Annotated in this window: 19 protein-coding genes and 1 pseudogene; 12 read left to right on the top strand and 8 right to left on the bottom strand. The window is 74.5% G+C overall.

Going from position 1 to position 20310, the window contains the following annotated elements; all coding sequences use genetic code 11:
• Positions 1-144: 144 nt before the first annotated feature.
• On the bottom strand, positions 145-744 hold the full coding sequence (locus tag BLW04_RS12170; protein WP_091540963.1) for an HhH-GPD-type base excision DNA repair protein: 600 nt from the start codon (positions 742-744) through the stop codon (positions 145-147).
• Between the two features lie 43 nt (positions 745-787).
• On the opposite strand from BLW04_RS12170, the gene dtd reads away from it, so the two are divergent.
• Positions 788-1219, top strand: a complete 432-nt coding sequence (gene dtd / locus BLW04_RS12165) for a D-aminoacyl-tRNA deacylase (protein WP_091540953.1) — start codon at positions 788-790, stop codon at positions 1217-1219.
• A gap of 256 nt (positions 1220-1475) precedes the next feature.
• Entirely contained in the window at positions 1476-2459 is a 984-nt protein-coding gene (gene sigB, locus BLW04_RS12160) for an RNA polymerase sigma factor SigB (RefSeq protein WP_091540951.1), read from the top strand.
• A 54-nt stretch (positions 2460-2513) separates the two neighbouring features.
• Here sigB and BLW04_RS12155 read toward each other — a convergent pair whose 3' ends face one another.
• On the bottom strand, positions 2514-5255 hold the full coding sequence (locus BLW04_RS12155) for a bifunctional acetate--CoA ligase family protein/GNAT family N-acetyltransferase (RefSeq protein ID WP_254781424.1): 2742 nt from the start codon (positions 5253-5255) through the stop codon (positions 2514-2516).
• Positions 5248-6432 (bottom strand): acetoin utilization protein AcuC, encoded by a 1185-nt coding sequence (locus BLW04_RS12150; protein ID WP_091540948.1) that lies wholly within the window; start codon positions 6430-6432, stop codon positions 5248-5250. The genes BLW04_RS12155 and BLW04_RS12150 overlap by 8 nt, the downstream gene beginning before the upstream one ends.
• A gap of 197 nt (positions 6433-6629) precedes the next feature.
• Here BLW04_RS12150 and BLW04_RS12145 point away from each other — a divergent pair, with 197 nt between their 5' ends.
• Positions 6630-7379, top strand: a complete 750-nt coding sequence (locus tag BLW04_RS12145; RefSeq protein WP_091540945.1) for a metal-dependent transcriptional regulator — start codon at positions 6630-6632, stop codon at positions 7377-7379.
• A gap of 42 nt (positions 7380-7421) precedes the next feature.
• Complete coding sequence (locus BLW04_RS12140) at positions 7422-9536, top strand: S9 family peptidase (protein WP_091540941.1); 2115 nt, start codon at positions 7422-7424, stop codon at positions 9534-9536.
• 4 nt (positions 9537-9540) lie between these two features.
• On the opposite strand, the gene BLW04_RS12135 is transcribed toward BLW04_RS12140, so the two are convergent.
• Positions 9541-10644: a DUF4192 domain-containing protein gene (locus tag BLW04_RS12135; RefSeq protein WP_091540937.1), complete on the bottom strand. Its 1104-nt coding sequence runs from the start codon at positions 10642-10644 to the stop codon at positions 9541-9543.
• Between the two features lie 384 nt (positions 10645-11028).
• A complete protein-coding gene (locus BLW04_RS12130) occupies positions 11029-11322 on the bottom strand; it encodes a Dabb family protein (protein ID WP_091541030.1) in 294 nt (97 codons plus the stop codon).
• 108 nt (positions 11323-11430) lie between these two features.
• Between BLW04_RS12130 and BLW04_RS12125 the strand changes: the two genes are divergently transcribed.
• Genes BLW04_RS12125 through BLW04_RS12105 form a run of 5 tightly spaced genes read left to right on the top strand, consistent with a single transcriptional unit; the run spans position 11431 to position 16317 of the window.
• The gene (locus tag BLW04_RS12125; RefSeq protein WP_175484026.1) at positions 11431-12684 is read left to right on the top strand and encodes a glycosyltransferase family 4 protein; all 1254 of its coding nucleotides are present in this window, start codon (positions 11431-11433) and stop codon (positions 12682-12684) included.
• Entirely contained in the window at positions 12678-13394 is a 717-nt protein-coding gene (locus tag BLW04_RS12120) for a class I SAM-dependent methyltransferase (protein WP_091540934.1), read from the top strand. Before BLW04_RS12125 ends, BLW04_RS12120 begins: the two co-directional genes overlap by 7 nt.
• Positions 13387-14523, top strand: a complete 1137-nt coding sequence (locus BLW04_RS12115) for a glucosidase family protein (RefSeq protein ID WP_254781422.1) — start codon at positions 13387-13389, stop codon at positions 14521-14523. Before BLW04_RS12120 ends, BLW04_RS12115 begins: the two co-directional genes overlap by 8 nt.
• Positions 14524-14527: 4 nt before the next feature.
• On the top strand, positions 14528-15385 hold the full coding sequence (locus BLW04_RS12110; protein WP_091541023.1) for a glycosyltransferase family 2 protein: 858 nt from the start codon (positions 14528-14530) through the stop codon (positions 15383-15385).
• Positions 15382-16317, top strand: a complete 936-nt coding sequence (locus tag BLW04_RS12105) for a glycosyltransferase family 2 protein (RefSeq protein WP_091540931.1) — start codon at positions 15382-15384, stop codon at positions 16315-16317. The genes BLW04_RS12110 and BLW04_RS12105 overlap by 4 nt, the downstream gene beginning before the upstream one ends.
• A 402-nt stretch (positions 16318-16719) precedes the next feature.
• Here the strand turns inward: BLW04_RS12105 and pip are convergent, their stop codons facing one another.
• Positions 16720-17712 (bottom strand): prolyl aminopeptidase, encoded by a 993-nt coding sequence (gene pip / locus BLW04_RS12100; protein WP_254781420.1) that lies wholly within the window; start codon positions 17710-17712, stop codon positions 16720-16722.
• Positions 17673-18029, bottom strand: coding sequence for a TraR/DksA family transcriptional regulator (locus tag BLW04_RS12095; protein WP_091540928.1), 357 nt, complete (start codon positions 18027-18029; stop codon positions 17673-17675). Before BLW04_RS12095 ends, pip begins: the two co-directional genes overlap by 40 nt.
• A gap of 35 nt (positions 18030-18064) precedes the next feature.
• Between BLW04_RS12095 and BLW04_RS26690 the strand changes: the two genes are divergently transcribed.
• Together BLW04_RS26690 and BLW04_RS12090 are read left to right on the top strand one after the other, a co-directional pair.
• Entirely contained in the window at positions 18065-18217 is a 153-nt protein-coding gene (locus BLW04_RS26690) for a hypothetical protein (protein WP_175484025.1), read from the top strand.
• Between the two features lie 63 nt (positions 18218-18280).
• Positions 18281-18475 carry a hypothetical protein gene (locus BLW04_RS12090; protein ID WP_091540924.1) on the top strand — a complete coding sequence of 65 codons (195 nt, stop codon included), beginning with the start codon at positions 18281-18283 and terminating at the stop codon, positions 18473-18475.
• Positions 18476-18479: 4 nt separating this feature from the next.
• Here BLW04_RS12090 and BLW04_RS12085 read toward each other — a convergent pair whose 3' ends face one another.
• Positions 18480-19100 (bottom strand): class I SAM-dependent methyltransferase, encoded by a 621-nt coding sequence (locus tag BLW04_RS12085; RefSeq protein WP_091540919.1) that lies wholly within the window; start codon positions 19098-19100, stop codon positions 18480-18482.
• Here BLW04_RS12085 and BLW04_RS29635 point away from each other — a divergent pair.
• Positions 19054-20271 (top strand): annotated as a pseudogene (locus tag BLW04_RS29635) (glycosyltransferase); the annotation flags it as partial. The gene BLW04_RS12085 and the pseudogene BLW04_RS29635 overlap by 47 nt on opposite strands.
• Between the last annotated feature and the right edge of the window lie 39 nt (positions 20272-20310).

Genomic DNA, 20310 nt, shown 5'->3' with positions numbered 1-20310 from the left:
AAGGGCGGCGGTGGTCGGCGGTGGGTCCTGCTGGGTGGTGCGACCGGCCCCCGGAGCCCCCGGCTCCTGGACCCATGGTGCCACTCGATGGTGTGCGATGCAGGGGCCTCGCGGACCCTCCTGAGCGAGGTGGCGGGAGCGTCGTCAGGCCGTTCCGGCCGGGGCCGCCTTCGCGTCTTTGGCAGCCTGCTTCGCCGCCTGCTTGGTCGCCCGCACCTCGGCCAGCGTCGCCGGGTCGGTGATGTCGGCGACCGAGCGTCGGGCGCCGTCCTCGCCGTACGCCCCCGCCGTCTCTCGCCACCCCGGCGGCGTCACGCCGCACTGCTTGCCGAGCAGCGCGAGGAAGATCCTCGCCTTCTGGGCGCCGAAGCCGGGCAGCTCCCCCAGCCGGCGCAGCAGCGTCGCGCCGTCGGGGACGTCGGCCCACACCGCGTCGGCCCGGCCGTCGTAGCGCTCGACCAGCGCGCGGGCCAGCTCCTGCGTGCGGCGGGCCATCGAGCCCGGGTAGCGGTGCAGCGCCGGCGGGCCGGCGAAGTGCGCCTTCAGCACGTCGGGGTCACACGCGGCGAGCTCGGCCGCCGACAGCGTCTGGACGCCCAGCCGGTCGGCCAGCAGGCGGGGCGAGCCGAAGGCCCGCTCGATCGGGAACTGCTGGTCCAGCAGCATCCCGATCAGCAGGGCCAGCGGGTCCCGGCTCAGCAGCTCGTCAGCGGCGTCGTCCGGGGCGAGGTGGAGGGTCGGCACGCCCTGGATCCTGCCCGACCGGGCCACCGGTCAGGATGGGCCCGTGCGTGCCGTCGTGACCCGGGTGAGCGAGGCGTCGGTGACCGTGGACGGCGAGGTCGTCGGCGCCATCGGCGCCGGACTGCTGGCGCTGGTCGGGGTCGGCCACGACGACGACGGGGACCGCGCACGGACGCTGGCGCGGAAGGTGCACGAGCTGCGGGTCTTCCCGACCGGGGACGGCGCCCGGTCGGTGGGCGACCTCGGCCTGGCCGTCCTGGTGGTGAGCCAGTTCACCCTGTACGCCGACACCCGCAAGGGCCGCCGCCCGTCCTGGGCCGACGCCGCGCCCTGGAAGGTGGCCGAGCCGCTGGTCGCCGAGGTGGTCGCCGAGCTGCGCCGGCGGGGCACCACCGTGGCGACCGGGGTGTTCGGTGCGCGGATGCAGGTCGCGTCGGTGAACGAGGGCCCGATGACGGTGCAACTCGAGGTCTGAGTGCCCGTCCGGGACGGACGTGCACGACGCCGGCAGACCGGGTAACTATCCGGCCACTGGCCGTTTGCTGTGAGTTGGACCGCGGTGGAACACCGACCACGCTCGATCCGTTGGACACGATGTACCACACCGGACATGAGGGACCCAGAGCCACCCGGCGATCCCGGGCCGTCGCTCTGCACCGATCGCGCCGGGATGCCGCACCCGTTTCCGCTGGGTACGCATCCAGACCCCGAAGCAAGGACGAAGACTCATCGTGACGCTGCTGCAGTCCTCCCCGACCGACACTCTCGAGGTGCGCTCGCCGCGCCGTGCCCCGGACACCAGCGGTCTGGTGTCGACGGACCTGGTGCGCGTCTACCTCAACACCATCGGCAAGACCGCGCTGCTGACCGCCGAGCAGGAAGTGGAGCTGGCCAAACGGATCGAGGCCGGCCTCTACGCCGACCGGCTGCTCGCCGAGAAGCAGCTCACCCCAGCGGTCAAGCGCGACTACAAGACCCTCGCCGCTGACGGCAAGGCCGCCAAGGCCCATCTGCTGGAGGCCAACCTCCGGCTCGTGGTGTCGGTCGCCAAGCGCTACACCGGCCACGGCATGACGTTCCTGGACCTGATCCAGGAGGGCAACGTCGGCCTGATCCGCGCGGTGGAGAAGTTCGACTACACCAAGGGCTTCAAGTTCTCGACCTACGCGACGTGGTGGATCCGCCAGGCCATCACCCGCGCGATGGCCGACTCCGGCCGCACCATCCGGCTGCCCGTCCACCTGGCCGAGCAGGTCAACAAGGTGGTGCGCACCCGGCGCCGGATCTTCCAGGAGCTGGAGCGGGAGCCCACCCCGGAGGAGCTCGGCCTCGAGCTCGACCTGACCGCGGAGCGGATCACCGAGCTACTGGAGTACTCCCGCGACCTGGTGAGCCTGGACCAGACCGTGGGCGCAGACGAGGAGTCGCGACTCGGTGACTTCATCGAGGACGCCGACGCCGCCGTCGCCGAGGATGCGGTCGCGTTCCAGATGATGAAGGTTGACGTCCGCAACGTGCTGGCGACCCTGGAGACCCGCGAGCGCGACGTGGTCATCATGCGATTCGGTCTGGACGGCGAGCAGCCGCGGACCCTGGAGCAGATCGGCAAGCGCTTCGGGCTCTCCCGGGAGCGCGTCCGCCAGATCGAGCGCGAGACGATGGCCAAGCTGCGCGACCCGCAGCGCGCCGACGCCCTACGGGATTATCTCGGGTAAGGAAGAACACGCAGAGCCGGTCACCTCCTCGAGGTGGCCGGCTCTCGGCGTTCCTCAGCTCACGTCGGGCCGGAACATGCGCCGTGGGCCCGGCGCGACTCGCGCGGTCGGCGGGCCGATCCGCACCGAGGCGCCGGCGACCACCAGGGACCGCCCGCCGTGCCAGGCGTCCGCCGGTCCGACGATCACCGGTTCGAGGCTCAGGCCGAGGACCTCGGGCAGGTCGTCGGCGAGCTGCGCGACGCGGAGCAGCAGGTCCTCCAGCGCGGCCGAGTCCGCGGGTGCGCTCCCCCGGTAGCCGTTCAGCAGCGGCCAGGCGCGGGGGGCACGGACCAGCTCGGCGGCGTCCAGGTCGGTCAGTGGGAGCGTGCGGTAGGCCCGGTCGCCGAGCAGGTCGGTGGCGACCCCGCCCAGGCCGAAGCTGACCAGCGCACCGAACGAGGGGTCGTCGACGATCTCCACCACGGTCGCGACGCCGGGCGCGGCCTGCTCCTGGACGATGACCGGGTCGCCGGCCGGGATGGCGGCGAACGCGGTGCGCACGTCCTCGGCGTCGGCCAGGTCGAAGCGCATGCCGCCGAGGTCACGCCGGTCGCGCAGCCAGGGCGCGGTGGACTTCAGCACCACCGGATAGCCGATCTGCTCGGCCGCGGCGACGGCGGCGTCGACGTCGGGAACCCGACGGGTGCCCAGCAGAGGAACCAGGTAGGCCGCCAGCAGCTCGATGGTCTCCTCGTCGGTGAGCGGCCGGCCGGCCGGGGTCTCGGCGAGCACCCGGTCGACGAGCTGCCGGGCCGCCTCGACGTCGACGCCCTCCAGATCGGGGACCACGCCCATCGGACGGCGCCGCCAGCGCGCGTACTCGGCGACCTTGGCCAGGGCGATGACGGCCCGCTCCGGGGTGGAGAACGAGGGCACCGACCCGCGCGCGGGCATGCCCTGCTCGTCGCGGACCGCGAGCTCGTCGGGGATCCCGTCGGTGGACAGGAAGTTGGCGATCACCGGCTTGGTGGCGCCGTCCGCGACCTCCCGCAGCACCCGGCCGAAAACCTGCGACCCGCGCAGCAGTGCGGGCAGGAAGACCGCCACCACCGCGTCGACGCCCTCGTCGGCGAGGACTGTCTGCAGGGCGGCCCGAAAGTCCTCCGGCCCGGCCCGGGTACCGATGTCAACCGGCCGGTCGTCGGCCAGCTCGAGACCCTGTTCCAGGACGGCGTCGGCGACGAGCACCCCCATCGCGGTGGAGTTGCCGACGATCGCGACCCGGTCACCGGCCGGCAGCGGCTGGTGGGCCAGCAGGGTGCCGACGTCGAAGAGCTGGGCCAGCGTGTCGACCCGGATGACGCCGGCGGAGGCGAACAGCGCGGCTACCGACTGCTCCGGCACCGAGACGCTGGTGCCGGCCAGCCCGGCGGTCATCCGCACGTGCCGCCCGCTCTTCACCGCGACGACCGGCTTGGTTCGCCCGATCCGGCGGGCCAGCCGGGCGAACTTGCGCGGGTTGCCGAAGCTCTCCAGGTGCAGCAGCACCACCTCGGTGGCCGGGTCGGTGGCCCAGTACTGCAGCAGGTCGTTGCCGCTGACGTCGGCGCGGTTGCCGGCGGAGACGAAGCTGGACAGCCCGATGCCGCGCTCCCGGGCCCGCTCGAGCAGGGCGACCCCCAGCGCTCCGGACTGAGCGAAGAAGCCCACCCGTCCGCGGCCCGGGATGCCGGGGGCCAGGCTGGCGTTCAGCCGGACCGCCGGGTCGGTGTTCACGATGCCCAGGCAGTTGGGGCCCACTACCCGCATGCCCGACGCCCGGGCGGAGGCGACCAGCTCCCGCTCGGCGGCGCGCCCCGCAGGGCCGGTCTCCCCGAACCCCCCGGTGATCACCACCAGGCCACGCACGCTCTTGCGGCGGCACGCCTCCACGACGGCGGGCACCTCGTCGGCGGGCACGGCGAGCACGGCGAGGTCGACGTCGTCCGGAATGGCCTCGATGCCGGCGTAGGCCGGCACCCCGCGGACGTGCCGGACCGCCGGGTTCACCGGGTAGATCGGGCCGGCGAAGCCGTAGTCCAGCAGGTGGCGCAGGACGGCATTGCCGACCTTGGTCTCGTCGTTGCTGGCGCCCACCACGGCCACCGATCCCGGGGTGAGGAGCCGGCCGATGGAGCGGGACTCGCTGCGCTGCTCGCGCTCGTAGGTGACCGAGAGGCTCTGCTCGGTGGGGGCGATGGGGAAGGTCAGGTGGACCACGCCATCGGCATAGGAGCGCTGTGCGGAGTACCCGGCGTCCAGGAAGACCCGGACCATCGGGCTGTTCTGGCTGAGCACCTCGGCGACGAACTGGGTGATGTCGCGCTCCCGGGCGGCGGCGGCCAGATGCTCGAGCAGCACCGAGCCGAGGCCGCGACGCTGGTGGGCGTCCTCGATGAGGAAGGCCACCTCGGCGTCGCGGGTGCCCGGGTAACGGTCGTAGCGGCCCACGCCGATCAGCGCCTCGCCCAGCAGCACCACGAAGGCGACCCGGTCGACGTGGTCGACGTGGGTGAAGCGGTGGAGTTCCTTGTCCGACAGCCGCCGCATCGGCCCGAAGAACCGGTAGTAGCGGGTCTGGTCGGAGCTGCGGTCCATCAGGCCGACGATGCCGTCGGCGTCGGCCGGGGTGATCGGGCGCAGGTGCACGGTGCCGCCATCGGCGGCGACCACGTCGGCCTCCCAGTGCGGCGGGGGCGACGCGGCGGGATCGGTGCCGGGGGCTGGGTCGGTCGAGGTGTCCAGTGGTGTGGTGGCGGGGGGCTGCTCAGTCACGGGGGTCGTCCGGGTCCAGGCCGAAGTAGGGGAAGGATGCGGTGCGGGTCCGCATGATCGCCCGGTCCACCCGGTTCTCGGTGGAGGGGTCCCACCGGGAGAAACCGACGTAGCCGCCCTCGGTCATGGTCAACGGCGGCTCGGTGCGCAGTCCGCGCCGACGGACGTCGTCCCGCCAGGTCAGCGGGATCTCGGTGTCCGGGGCGAGCCGGTCGCCGCCGGCCTCGGCGATCAGGTGGGTCCACGCCCGCGGCACGCAGCGGACCAGGCCGTACCCGCCGCCGCCGAGGGCGATCCAGCGCCCGTCGCACACCTCGTGGGCCAGGTCGTGCACCGCCCGGTAGGAGGCCCGCTGCCCGTCCACGGTGAGGGCGAGGTCGGCCAGCGGGTCCTCGTGATGGGCGTCGCAGCCGCACTGGGTGATGAGGATCTGCGGGGCGAAAGCCCGGACCACGCTGGGCACGACGGCGTTGAAGGCGCGCAGCCAGCCGGAGTCGTCGGTGCCGTTGGGCAGGGCAAGGTTGACCGCGCTGCCCAGCGCCTTGTCCGGGTCGCCGGTCTCCTCGGGGTAGCCGGTGCCCGGCCACAGCGTCAGCGGCGTCTGGTGGACGCTGACGGTGAGCACCCGGGGGTCGTCGTAGAAGGCGGCCTGGACCCCGTCGCCGTGGTGCACGTCCAGGTCGACGTAGGCGATCCGCTCGTAACCCTGGCCGAGCAGCCAGGCGATGGCGACCGCCGCGTCATTGAAGACGCAGAAGCCCGAGGCGGCGTCCCGCATGGCGTGGTGCAGGCCACCGGCGATGTTCACCGCGTGCTGCGCGCGGCCCGAGTGCACCTGCTGCGCGGCCAGCACGCTGCCGCCGGTGACCAGGGCCGCGGCGTCGTACATGCCCTCGAACACCGGGTTGTCGGGGGTGCCCAGGCCATGGCCCACGCTGTAAGGGTCGGCCGGCGCGCGCTTCACCGCGTCCAGGTAGGCCGGGTCGTGCACCAGGGTCAGCAGGTCGACGTCGGCCGGCGTGGGCCGCAGGACCTGCACCCGGTCACCGGACAGCATGCCCAGGGCGTCGGCCAGGCGCATCGTGAGGCCGAGCCGGATTGGGTGCATCGGGTGGTCGCCGCCCATGGTGTACCCCAGCAGCGCGTCGTCCCAGACAACGGTGACGGCGTCGCTCATGCCGCCGCCTCCGCCGCAACGGCCGTGCGCGTCCCTGCGCTCGCGAGCTCGATCACGGAACCCCCTCGTCGGCGTCCCTCGCTCCGGCCGACGCTACCGGTGGACGGCACCGCGCGCGCCGGTCCGCCGCCGCCGGTCGCCGCACCCCGGCCGGTGGCGGCGCCTCGTAGGATCGGGGCACCTGATGGAGGAGTGACGTGAACGATCTCATCGACACCACGGAGATGTACCTCCGGACGATCTTCGAGCTCGAGGAGGAGGGGATCGTCCCCCTCCGGGCCCGGATCGCGGAGCGGCTGCACCAGAGTGGTCCGACGGTGAGCCAGACGGTGGCCCGGATGGAGCGCGACGGCCTGGTCTCCGTGCAGGGTGACCGGCACCTGCAGCTGTCCGACGAGGGCCGCGCGCTGGCCACCGCGGTGATGCGCAAGCACCGGCTCGCCGAGTGCCTGCTGGTGGACGTGATCGGGCTGGACTACGCCGACGTCCACGAGGAGGCCTGCCGCTGGGAGCACGTGATGAGCGAGGCGGTGGAGCGCAAGCTCCTCTCACTGCTGGGCAACCCCACGGTCTCCCCCTTCGGCAACCCCATCCCGGGGCTGGACGCGCTGGGCGGCGACACCGCCGCGGTGCTCGATGCCCTGACCCTGCTCTCGACGACGGCCACCCCCGAGGGGTGCGAGGTGGTCATCCGGCGGATCAGCGAGCAGTTGCAGGAGGACCCCGCGCTGCTGCGCGAGCTCGCCGAACTCGGGGTCCGCCCCGGCCGGCGCGTCACCGCGTCGCTGTCCCACGGCGCCGTGCTGGTCGGGGGGGCGCCGCTGCAGCCCGGTGTCGCCCAGCACGTGTTCGTCAGCGCCGTCGACGAGGACCTGACGCCGGTCCAGGACACCGAGGCCACCGCCGGCGTCGGCTTACCCCGAGAAGTCGTTCGCCTGGCTCACTAAGCTCGGGGCTGCCACGCCCTGACCCGTAGAGAGAAGGCATCGGTGAGCGACTCCGCAGGTCCCTCCGCCGCCCACCCCGAGGACTCCCCCAGCGGGGACGCCGCCTCCGGACCGGCCCCGTCCAGCCCCTTCCACCGGCTGGCCGACTTCGTCGCGCTGCCCCGCCTCGGGGGCCTGGCGCTGTCCCCCGACGGCACCCGGCTGGTGACGGCGGTGTCCACGCTGGACCGCGAGAGGACGAAGTGGCAGTCAGCGCTGTGGGAGGTCGACCCGGCCGGTCAGCGGGAACCGCGCCGCCTGACCCGCGGGACGGCGGGTGAGTCCGCTCCGGTCTTCACCTCCGACGGGGACCTGCTGTTCCTCTCCGCCCGGCCCGGTGCTGGCAGTGGCGGCAAGGACGGCGACCCCAAGCCGGCCCTGTGGAGCCTGTCCCCCGCCGGCGGCGAGGCGCGGCCGGTGCTCCAGCGGCCGTCCGGGATCGCCGGGGTGGCCGTCGCCGCCGACACCGGCGAGGTCGCCGTGGTGGCCGGCACGATGCCCGGCGCCGCCGACGCCGCGGCCGACGAGGCGCGCCGCACGGCCCGCAAGGAGGCCGGCGTCACCGCGGTGCTGCACGAGAGCTACCCCGTGCGGTTCTGGGACCACGACCTTGGCCCCGCCGTGCCGCACGTGTTCTGGGTCGGTCCGCTCCCGGCCGAGGCCGCCGACGGGGCGGCCGCCGACGAGCCGCAGTGGCGCGACCTCACCCCGGACGCCGGGCCGCCGAGCGGCGCAGGTGAGGACGTGACCGTCTCCCCCGACGGCCGGTTCGTGCTGCGCACCGAGGACGTGCCCGACGGGCCGGCCGGACGGCGCTCCCGGCTGATGCTCACGGAGGTCCTCAGTGGCGAGACCCGGGTGCTGGTCGACGACCCGCAGGCCGACGTCGGAGCCGGCCGGTTCTCCCCGGACGGGAACTCGGTGGTCTGCGTGCGCGAGTCGGCGTCCTCCTACTCCGAGCCGCCGGACTACACGCTGCTGCTGGTCGACACGGCGTCCGGGAGCGTCCGGGACCTGACCGCCGGCTTCGACCGCTGGCCGTCGGCGCCGCAGTTCGACGCGAGCGGCTCGGCGGTGTTCTTCCTCGCCGATGACAACGGCCGGCACGCCCCCTTCCGGCTGGAGCTCGACGGCGGGGCACCGGTGCGGCTGACCCGGGACGGGGCCTACAGCGACCTGCAGGTCGCCCGCGACGGCAGTGCCCTCTACGCCCTCCGCTCGGCCTACGACTCCCCCGCCGTGCCGGTGCGGCTGGACCCCCGGGCAACCGACCAGGATCCGGTGGAGCTGCCTTCCCCAGGATCGATCTCCGCGCTGCCGGGCACCCTGCGGGAGATGGACGCCACGGCGCCGGACGGCACCCGGGTGCAATCGTGGCTGGTGCTGCCGGAGGGCGCCAGCGCAGATGCACCGGCCCCGCTCCTGCTGTGGGTCCACGGTGGCCCGCTGATGAGCTGGAACTCGTGGTCGTGGCGGTGGACGCCGTGGGTGCTCGCCGCGCGCGGCTACGCGGTGCTGCTGCCCAACCCGGCCCTGTCGCAGGGCTTCGGGCAGGACTTCGTGCGGCGCGGCTGGGGCGAGTGGGGCGAGGCCCCGTACACCGACCTGATGGCCGCGGTGGACGCCGCCGAGGCGTTGCCGGAGATCGACCAGACCCGCACGGCGGCGATGGGCGGCTCGTTCGGCGGCTACATGGCCAACTGGATCGCCACCCAGACCGACCGGTTCAAGGCGATCGTGACCCACGCCAGCCTGTGGCACCTGGACAGCTTCAGCGGGACCACCGACGCGGCCTGGTACTGGCAGAAGGAGTTCGGCGACCCGCTGGCCGAGCCGAAGCGCTACGACCAGAACTCCCCGCACCGCTACGCCGACGCCATCCGCACGCCGATGCTGGTGATCCACGGCGACAAGGACTACCGCGTACCGATCAGCGAGGGGCTGCGGCTCTGGTACGACCTGCAGCGGCGCGGGGTGCCCTCGAAGTTCCTGTATTTCCCCGACGAGAACCACTGGGTGCTCACGCCGGGGAACTCCGTGGTCTGGTACGAGACGGTGCTGGCCTTCCTGTCCGAGCACGTGCTCGGACAGGAGTGGGAGCGCCCCGAGCTGCTCTGACCGGTCAGCCCACGGCACGACGTGCGCCGATGCCCTCGCGGACCAGGCGGCGCACGTCGGCCGGGGGCAGGCAGGCGTCGAGTGCGCTGCGAAGCAGCTGCGCCATGCGGTAGCCCGGCTGGCTCGACAGCGCCCGGTCCAGGGCGACGTTGGCCATCGCGCCGTTCCCCTGCACCCACGCGGTGACGGCGAGCAGGGTGGCCGGGGCAGCGTCCAGCGGCGGCGGTACCCGGCGGGTGAGCTCGGTCCACAGCACCTCGACGGCCGGGAGGTGCTGCCCCAGGGCGAACCCCATGGCGCGGTCGCGGACCCCCTCGTCCAGCAGCGCCCAGGCCAGCCGGGCCAGCTCCCGGTCGGCCAGTGATGCGACGGTGCCGGGCGCCACCCGGGCCACGGCGTCCTCCAGCAGTGCCTCCGACTCCGCGGCCAGCGCCGCCCAGCCCAGCCGGGCGACGCGGGCAGACACCTCGGCGCCGACCTCGTCGCAGGCGGCGGCCATCCCGGCTGCGGCCAAGAACCCGACCGGGGCGATCCGCCGCTCCAGGTCGGCGCGCTCCTGTTCGACGACCAGACCGGCCATCGCGGAGGCGGCGGCCAGCGGGCTGGTGCCCCCGGGCAGCGGCGTCCCCTCGTCCGGGAGGCAGCACTCCTCGGCGCAGTCGTAGGACCACCACCGGCCCCGGCGCACCAGCACCGCGTCCTCGACCCCCACGCCGGCGTCGGTGAAGCGCAGCAGCGCCTCCCGGACCAGCGACCGGTGCGGGAGCTCCACCACCGACGGCCGGTCCTGCGCCCCGCCGGCGACCAGCGCCGGGGCGACGTCGTGGGGCGCATCGGAGACGACGACCAGCACCACGGCGCGGGGCCCGTCGGTGAGCAGCGCGCCCACGAGCTGGTCGACAACGGTCGACCGGTGCGCGGCCGTGGGCAGGTCCACCCGCGCGGTGAGCCCGACCCGGTCGGTGCGCCCTGAACGCTCCGACCCACCGCGCAGGCTCACCGCGACCAGCGACTCCCGCGGGCGGAAACCGAGCAGCAGCGGCACGGCGGCGGCCAGCTCACCGAGCTGGCTGAGTCGGACAGGGGTCGGGGGTAGGTCGTCGGCCATGCCGCGAGCCTGTCCCCGCCCAGGGCCGCCGGGCAGGGGTCGAGGGGCGGTTGTGGACGGCGACCTGGCCTGTGGACGGCGGCGGGCACCCGGCACCGCCGACCGGCCGCGGCCGGCAGCAGCCCGGCGGACAGGTCCCCGGCGTCGGCCAGGGAGCCCGACGACGCGGCCGCGCTGGAGGACGCCGACGACCCGACAGACGCCTGGCCGCCCACCTCCTCGGAGCCGTACCCCGCCAGCGTGGCGGAGGCGGCCAGCCCGGCGGCGAGCAGCACAGCACGACCGGAACGGCTCAGCGGGCGGCGTCGCATGGTCGCGGACATGACCGGACCGTAGGACCGGCCGCCCTGCCCCGGCCACGGCGCCGGGCGCGGTCGGGACGGGTCAGACCTCGTACTGGGCGCCCGACCGTGCGGCGAGAAACGGCTTGACATGCTCGTCGATGACCGCAAGGTGACGGGGGTCCGCCGCGTAGCGGCGGAAGGCCTCGGCGTCGGGGAAGTCGGCCACCAGCGCGGTGTGCGCGTTCCCCTCGGCCAGCCCGGCATCGGGCCCGACGGCGAAGGCGGTCATCCCGCCGACCTCCTCGGGCAGCCGCCGCAGTGCGGCCAGGGTCTCGGCCCGGCGCTCGGGGCGGGTGTCCTCGGTCCAGGTGAAGAGCACGACGTGTCGCAGCATGACCTGCACCCTGCCAGGCCGGCCGGGCACCTGCTGCGGGGGGCGCCCTCGGGTCGAGGTCGGCCGGGGCGACCGGACCGGCCCGGGTGGCTCGTTAGAGTCCGACGCATGGGTCGGTCGTTGCGGGTCGCGCTGCTGTCCTACCGGAGCAAACCGCACGGCGGCGGGCAGGGCGTGTACGTCCGGGCGCTGTCCCGGGAGCTGCGGGAGCTCGGCCACCGGGTGGAGGTCCTCAGCGGGCAGCCCTATCCCGAGCTCGATGCCGGGGTGCCGCTCACCGAATTGCCCAGCCTGGACCTCTACCGCGAGCCCGACCCGTTCCGGATGCCGCACCCGCGCGAGTTCCGCGGTCCGGTCGACGTCCTCGAGTGGGCCACCATGTGCACCGCCGGCTTCCCCGAGCCGCTGACCTTCTCGCTGCGGGCCGCCCGGCTGCTCGACCGGCGGCGCGGCCACTTCGACATGGTGCACGACAACCAGTCGCTGGGCTATGGCCTGCTGCAGCTGCGCCGCGCGGGGCTGCCGACGGTGGCCACCGTGCACCACCCGGTGGCCATCGACCGCGACCTGGAGCTCGCCGCCGCCGAAAGCCTGCGCCGCCGGCTCACCCTGCGCCGCTGGTACGCCTTCACGGCCATGCAGGCCCGGGTGGCGCAGCGGCTCGACGGGCTGACCACCGTCTCGGAGAGCTCCCGCCGCGACATCGAACGGCACATGGGCGTGCCCGCCCGCCGGGTGGACGTCATCCCCATCGGCATCGACCCCGACGTGTTCCGGCCGCCGGCCACGCCCGGCGCCCGCGAGCCGGCGAGCATCGTGGTGACCACCAGCGCCGACGTCCCGCTCAAGGGGCTGGTGCACCTGCTCGAGGCGCTCGCCAAGCTGCGTACCGAGCGGGACGTCAGGCTCACCGTGGTCGGCACCGCCCGGCCGGGTGGCCCGGCGGCGACCGCACTGGAGCGGCACGGCCTGGGCGGGGCGGTCCGGTTCACCGGTCCGCTGCCCACCGAGGAGCTGGTGCGGCTGCTGCAGTCGGCCACCGTGGCCGCCATCCCGTCGCTGTACGAGGGGTTCTCGCTGCCGGCGGTCGAGGCGATGGCCTGCGCAACACCGCTGGTCACCACTGACGCCGGGGCGCTGCCGGAGGTGGTCGGTTCACACGCCGCGGTCCAGGTGCCGGCCGGGGACGTCGGCCAGCTCGCCGGTGCGCTGCAGCTGGTGCTGGACCACCCCTCCCTGCAGGAGCAGCTGGGCCGGGCCGGCCGCACGCGGGTCCTGGGCGCCTACACCTGGCGCCGTACCGCCCAGCGGACCGCCGACTGGTACGCCGAGGTGCTGGACCGGAGGACCGCGCGTTGCTGACCGTCGACTACGACCTGCTCGACGTCCGCCCGGGCATGCGGGTGCTGGACCTGGGCTGCGGCGAGGGACGGCACGCCTTCGAGGCCTACCGCCGCGGCGGCCAGGTGCTGGCCGTCGACTGGGGCCCCGACGAGGTGGCGACCACCTCGACGTGGCTACAGGCGATCGGGGCCGCCGGCGAAGCACCGGCCGGGGCGTCGGCCGCGGTGGCCCGCGGCGACCTCCGCGCCCTGCCGGTGCCCGACGCAAGCGTCGACCGGGTGATGGCCTCGGAGGTGCTCGAGCACATCGCCGACGACCGGACGGCGCTGGCCGAGATCGCCCGGGTGCTCAAGCCCGGCGGCCGGATGGTGGTCACCGTCCCGCGCTACGGCCCGGAGCGGATCTGCTGGGCGCTGTCCGACCGGTACCACGCCAACGAGGGTGGCCACCTGCGGATCTACCGCGGCGACCAGCTCTGGGAGCGGCTGGCCGCGGTCGGCCTGCAACCGAGTGACACCCACCACGCCCACGCGCTGCACGCTCCCTACTGGTGGCTCAAGTGCGCGGTCGGGGTCGACCGGGACACCGCGCTGGTGCGCGCCTACCACTGGCTGCTGGTGTGGGACCTGATGAGACGGCCATGGCTGACCCGCATCGCCGAGCGGCTGCTGGCCCCACTGTTCGGCAAGAGCTTCGTCATCTACGCCGACAAGCCGGCCCGTGTCTGACCCGGTCTTCCTGCCCGAGCTGCCGGGCGTGCTGAGCGCGGCGCAGGTGCAGCAGACCGTCGCCGCCATCGCCGCCGAGCAGCTTCCGGACGGCGCCCTGCCCTGGTCGCGCGCCGAGCAGCTGGACCCCTGGGACTCCATCGAGGCCGCGATGGCCCTCGACGTCGGCGGGGAGCACGACCGGGCGGCGGCCGCCTACGGCTGGCTGGCCGCACAGCAGCGCCCCGACGGCTCGTGGGCCGCGGAGTACCGCGCCGGCCGGCCGATCGCCCCGGCGGCGGAGAGCAACCACGCCGGATACCTGGCGGTCGGGGTGTGGCACCACTGGCTGAGCACCGGCGACCAGGGGCTCGTCGTCCGGCTGTGGCCCGTCGTGCGCCGCGCGCTGGACCTGGTCAGCGCCATGCAGCTGGCCACCGGCGCGGTCTCGTGGGCGCTGCGCCCCGACGGGTCCCCCGACGACACCGCGCTGCTGGCCGGCAACGCCAGCCTTTACCAGGCACTGCGCTGCGGCATCGCCCTCGCCGATCTGTGCGGAGAGCCACAGCCGGCCTGGGACCTCGCCGCCGAGGACCTGCGGACCGCGCTGTGCAGCCGTCCCGAGGCGTTCGCCGACCGGTCGCGCTACTCGATGGACTGGTACTACCCGGTGCTCGCCGGTGCGGTGACCGGCCCGGCGGCCGGGGAGCGGCTGGCCGCCGGGTGGGACACCTTCGTCGTCCCCGGGCTGGGCGTGCGCTGCGTCGCCGACCGGCCCTGGGTCACCGGCGCGGAGACCTGCGAGCTGGCGCTGGCGCTCACCGCGGTCGGGCAGCCGGATGCCGCCACCGAGCAGGTCGCCGCGATGCAGCACCTGCGGGCCGAGGACGGCTCGTACTGGACCGGCCTGGTCTTCGCCGACGACGCCCGCTGGCCGGTCGAGCGCACGACCTGGACGGCGGCCGCGGTCGTCCTGGCCGCCGACGCCATCGCCGGCGCCGGCCCGGCCGCGGCCCTGTTCGCCGACCCGGCCGCACTGCTCCGGCCGGCCGGACTGCCCGAACGGACCCGCGCGGCTGACCGCGGCGGAGACTGTGCGCTCCCGCACCCACCCGGATCGGTTGACCCGGCCTCCCGTCGGGCAGGGTGAGGGCATGACCACCCACCTCGACGTCCCGCGCGCGGCGGTGACCTGCGTGGTGGCCAGCCGGAACCGCCGGGCCGACCTGCTGGCCAGCCTCCCGCACCATGAGGCGCCCGTGGTCCTCGTCGACAACGCCTCCACCGACGGCACGGTGGACGCCGTCCGGGCCGCCCACCCCGAGGTGACCGTGCTGGCCCTCGCCGAGAACGCCGGCGCGCTCGCCCGCACCCTGGGCGCCGCCGAGGCCGACAGCCCGTTCCTGGCCTTCACCGACGACGACTCATGGTGGGCTCCCGGCGACCTCGCCCGGGCGGTGGAGGTCATGCGCGCCCACCGCCGGCTGGGCCTGCTGAACGCCCGTATTCTGGTCGGGCCCGAGGAGCAGCTCGATCCGGTGTGCACCGAGATGGCCGCGAGTCCTTTGGGCACCGAACCGGACCTGCCCGGCCCGTCCCTGCTGGGCTTCGTGGCCTGCGCGGCGCTGGTGCGCACCGAGGCCTTCACCGCGGTCGGTGGGTTCGACCCGGTGGTCCGCTTCCCCGGGGAGGAGGAGCGGCTCGCCCTGGACCTGGCCGCCGCCGGCTGGGGACTCGCCTACGTCGACGGCGTCACTGTCCACCACCACCCCTCGGTGCATCGCGAGGCGGCAGCCGCCCGGCAGGCCGGCATCTGGCGCAGCCGGGTGCTGACCGCACTGATGCGCTACCCGGCCATCGCGGTCACCGGCCAGCTGCGCCACGCCGCCGCCGCCGGCCCAGTGGGCTGGCGGGGACTGGCCGGTGCGCTCCCCCGGGTTCCGGCCGCCCTGCGCCGTCGCCGCGTGCTGCCTCCGTCGGTGATGCGCGGCGTGCGGGAGCTGGCCCCGTGACGACCGAGCTCACCGAGCCGGTGACCACCGGCTCCGGCTCCGATCCCCGGGTGGCCGTGGTCGTCATCACCCACCAGCGCCGCGACGAACTCCTGCTGGCGCTGTCCAGGCTGCGGGCGCTGCCCGAGCAGCCGCACGTGGTCGTCGTCGACAACGGCTCCACCGACGGCACCGCCGAGGCGGTCCGCGCCCTGCATACCTGGGTCGAGCTGATCGCCAGCCCGGAGAACCTCGGCGCGGTGGGCCGCAACGTGGGCGTCGCCCGGCTGGACACCCCCTACGTCGCCTTCTGCGACGACGACACCTGGTGGGAGCCCGGCTCGCTGCGCGCCGCCGCCGACGTGCTCACCGAGCATCCGCGGCTGGCCGTGGTGACCGCCCGGATCCTGGTCGAGCCGGGCGGGATCGAGGACCCGATCGTCGCCGAGCTGCGCGACTCCCCCGTCGTCGGCGCCGACTGGCTGCCCGGGCCGGCGCTGGGCAGCTTCCTGGCCGGGGCCAGCGTGCTCCGCCGGGAGGCGTTCACCGAGGTCGGCGGCTTCTCCGAGCGGCTGTGGCTGGGCGGTGAGGAGGAGCTGATGGCCGGCGATCTGGCCGCCGCCGGGTGGGAGCTGTGCTACCTGCCGCAGCTGACCATCCACCACCAGGCCAGCACTGCCCGCGATCCGCACCGCCGTCGCGCCGACGGCATCCGCAACACGCTGTGGACGACGTGGCTTCGCCGGCCTCTCCGCCCGGCGCTGCGGCGCACCGTGCACCTGCTGCGCACCGTGCCGCGCGACCGGGTCACCGCCCGCGGTCTGCGGGAGGCGGTGCTGGGGCTGCCGTGGGTGCTGCGGGAGCGCCGCGTGCTGCCACCGCACGCCGAGGCCCGGTTCGCCGCCCTCGAGCACACCCAGCGCGGCTCCACCGCGCGCCGCTACGTGAGCTGACCCGCCTCGCCGGTGCCGGCGGGGTGGCCTCCAGACTCTCCTGTCGTGGGGATGACGACCATCCGGCGGGCCTCGCCGCCGATGCCGCCTCGGCGACGCACTCGCCGAGGCCTTCCACGACTACGTGTGGACGCGCTGGGCGCTCGGGGACGATCTGCGGCGGGAACGGCTGACCCGCCTGTACCGACCGGAGGCAGGGCTGCTCGGGGCCGAGACCCAGGCGACCTGACTCCCCGAGCGGGGTGCACCGTCGTAGCGGCGGCCTCGTGGATCCGCCCCGACCGGTCGCCGTTCCCGGCGATGGCGGCGGTGCTGGCCGACCCGGTGGGGCCGCGGGAGACGACTGACCGCGCTGGGCACGACGACGGTTCCGGCATCGCAGCGTGCCTCGGTGACCTGGGCTCAGCGGCAGTCGGCGAACCGGTCGGTGGCCGCGACCAGCGCCTCACCCATGCTGCCGCCGAAGTGCCCGGCAGCGCCGATGACCACCAGCTCGCTGTCCGGCCAGGCCCGGTGCATCGCCCAGGCGGTGTCCAGCGGGCTGCTCACGTCGAACCGGCCGTGCACCATGACCCCGGGGATGCCGGCCAGCCGGCCGGCCTCATGCAGTAGCTGGCCGTCGGGCAGGAAGCACCCGTGGGCCCAGTAGTGGGTGACGATCCGGGTGAGGCCCAGCTGGAACCCCGGGTCGGCGACCGACAGGTACGGCTCGGCATCCGGGGCCAGCGAGACGTGCACGTCCTCCCAGTCGCACCAGTCCTGCGCGGCCTTCGCGCGCACCGCCGGGTCCGGGTCGTGCAGCAGCCGGCTGTAGGCGGCGGACAGGTCGCCGTTCCGGTCGGCCGGTGGCACGCCGTCCCGGAACCGCTCCCACTCCCGCGGGAACACCCGGCCCATGTCCCGGGTGATCCAGTCGGTCTCTCGCCGGGCGCCGTTGGTGATCGCGCCGAGGACCAGTTCGGTGACCCGGTGCGGGTGCGCCTGGGCGTAGGCGAACGCCAGCGTCACCCCCCATGAACCGCCCCACACCAGCCACCGGTCGGCGCCCAGGTGCTCTCGCAGCCGCTCGACGTCAGCGACCAGGTGCGGGGTGGTGTTGGTAGACAAGTCGACATGGGGACTGGTCGACAAGGGGACACTGCGGCCGCTGTTGCGCTGGTCGAACAGCACGATGCGGTACCGCGCGGGGTCGAAGAACTGGCGCATGCCCGGCGAGCAGCCCGACCCGGGGCCGCCGTGCAGCACCACCGCGGGCTTGCCGTCGGGGTTGCCACACACCTCCCAGTACAGCGAGTGGCCGTCCCCGACGGCCAGCATGCCGGCCTCGTACGGCTCGACCGGCGGGTACCGCGGGCTCACCGGCGCCGCGCCGGTGCCGCCGCGCAGGCGATGCACTTGGGCGCCTGCGGCCGGGCGGCCAGCCGCTCGGCCGCGATCGGCTGCCCGCAGTCGGCGCACCGGCCGTAGTCGCCGGCGTCCGCGCGGGCCAGGGCAGCGTCCACGTCGGCGAGCCTGGCCCGTGCCTGGTCCAGCAGCGCCGCGACCTGCTGCCGTTCGAAGGCGATGGTGGCGCCCTCGGGATCGTGCTCGTCGTCGGCATTGGAGGACTTCGACGCGGCCACCACCTCGTCGAACTCCCGGGTCAGTGCGTCGATCTGGGCCAGCGAGTCGGCCCGGACGCGGATCAGCTCGGAGGGCGCGGCGAAGGTCACGCACCCATCGTCCCCCGCCGGCCTACCGTCCCGACATGGCACGAGGGGACCTGGCCGCCGTCGAGGCGTGGCTCGCGGCGGTGGACGACGGGGACGGCGCCCGGCTCGAGGCGTCGACGACGGCCGAGGTTGAGGTCGTCGGGCCGCGGGGCGCTGGACGGACCGGCCGCCAGGTGCTCACGCAGTGACTGGCCCGCGCCGGTTTCACCTCCCGGCCGCTGCGCTGGTTCTGCGGCGGGGACGGCCGCGTCGTGGTCGAGCAGGACGCCCGGTGGGTCGACGTCCGCACCGGCGCCGAGCAGGGACGAGCCCGGATCGCGTCGGAGTTCCTGGTCGACGCCGTCGAGCGGCGGGTCACCCGCTACGTCCGGCACGACCAGGGCGTCCTGGCCGCCCTGGCCGCGGCCGGGCTGACCGACGACGAGGTGACGACCTGGGTGTGCTGAACCGCTACCGGAGGCGGCGCAGCAGCCGCAGCGACCCGGTGCCGGGCAGCTCGGTGAACTCGCCGGAAGCCAGCACCCGGGAGTAGACGCCGAAGGGCGCCTGCCCGCCGTCGGCCGGGTCGGGGAAGACGTCGTGGATGGCCAACGTGCTGCCGACGGCGAGCTTGGCGACCCAGGAGTCCTGGTCGCGGCGGGCGGAGACCTCGGTGTGGCTGCCGTCGAGGAACAGCAGCGCCAGCGGGGTCGACCACAGCGGCGCGAGGACCTCCGAGCGCGCCACCACCGCGACGACGACGTCTTCGGCGCCGGCCCCGGCGATGGTGCGGCGGAAGTGCGGCAGCGTGTCGACGAGCCCGACGGCCGGGTCGACCAGCGTCGGGTCGTGGTAGTCCCAGCCGGGCTGGTGCTCCTCCGAGCCGCGGTGGTGGTCAACCGTGACGACCTGCCGACCGGTCTCGCGCGCGGCCGCGGCCAGGTACAGCGCCGACTTGCCCATCCAGCTGCCCACCTCGAGCAGCGGGCCGGGGACGGCCACCGCCCGGGCCGCCTCGTAGAGGGCACGGCCCTCCTCCGGCGGCATGAAGCCGGGAGCGGCGAGGGCGGCGGCGAGCAGGTCGGCGGTCATCACCGTCAAGTATCGGCGTCGGACCATCACCGGCCGCGGACCAGCCACCACCCGGACGGGTGAGGCCGGCCGGTGGACCGGTCAGTTTCCCGCTCCCGGCGCCGATCGACGATCCATGGGCATCCGACCGGCCGGCGGCCGGCACCACGCACCGCGCGGTGCCTCAGCCGACAACCGGCATCTGCGGCCCTCGGTCGGATCGCTCGTCGTCCCGCCGCCCGTACCCGCGCCCGCCACGGTCCGCCGAGGGCCCCGTCCCGGCGCCGAGCTGCCGCCGGCGGAGAGCCCGCTGCGCCGGCTGTACCTGCACGTCATCGCCCTCGCCGCCATCGCAACCACGATGGGGTACCTGGTCTGGCGCATCGGGTGGACCATGCCCTCGGGCACCGCCCTGGTGATCGGCGTGCCCTTCCTCCTCCTCGAGCTGCACGGTCTCGTCGCGCTCGTGCTGTTCGTCTTCACCACCTGGGACGTCTCCCCCGAGCGCGCCCGGGTGCGGATGCCGCTGCGGCCCGGAGCCGCTCCCGGCGTCACCGTGTTGATCGCCACCTACAACGAGCGACTGGAGGTCCTGCTGCCCACGGTGGCCGCCGTCCTGGCCATGGACGGCGACCACGAGACCTGGGTCCTCGACGACGGCGACCGCCCGGAGGTGGCCGAGATGGCCGACGCCCTCGGCGCACGGTACGTCGCCCGCAGCGAGCACGACCACGCCAAGGCCGGCAACCTCAACCACGCGCTGGCCCTGGTGGAGACCGAGCTGATCGCCGTCTTCGATGCCGACCACGTCCCCGAGCCGAACTTCCTCACCTGCACGCTGCCCTACTTCCGGGACGACCGCGTCGCGCTGGTGCAGACGCCGCAGGACTTCTACAACACCGAGTCCTTCGAGCACATGCGCCCAGGCTCACCGCTGCACGAGGAGTCGCTGTTCTACCGGGTGATCCAGGCCGGCAAGCACAACGGGGGTGCGGCGTTCTGGTGCGGCACCAACGCCGTGCTGCGGGTGAGCGCACTGCGAGACGTCGGCGGGGTGGCCACCGAGACCCTCACCGAGGACTTCCACACCACGATGCGGCTGCACCGGGCCGGCTGGCGCACCGCCTACCACAACCAGGTGCTGGCCAGTGGGCTGGCCGCCGGAACCCCCGCGGCGTTCTATGCGCAGCGGCTGCGCTGGGGACGCGGGGCGATGCAGGTGTTGCGCACC

The organism is Modestobacter sp. DSM 44400, from assembly GCF_900107175.1.
Classification (GTDB): Bacteria; Actinomycetota; Actinomycetes; order Mycobacteriales; family Geodermatophilaceae; genus Modestobacter.
The sequence above is the reverse complement of the archived record's forward strand: the minus strand, read 5'-3'. Positions and strand labels throughout refer to the sequence as shown.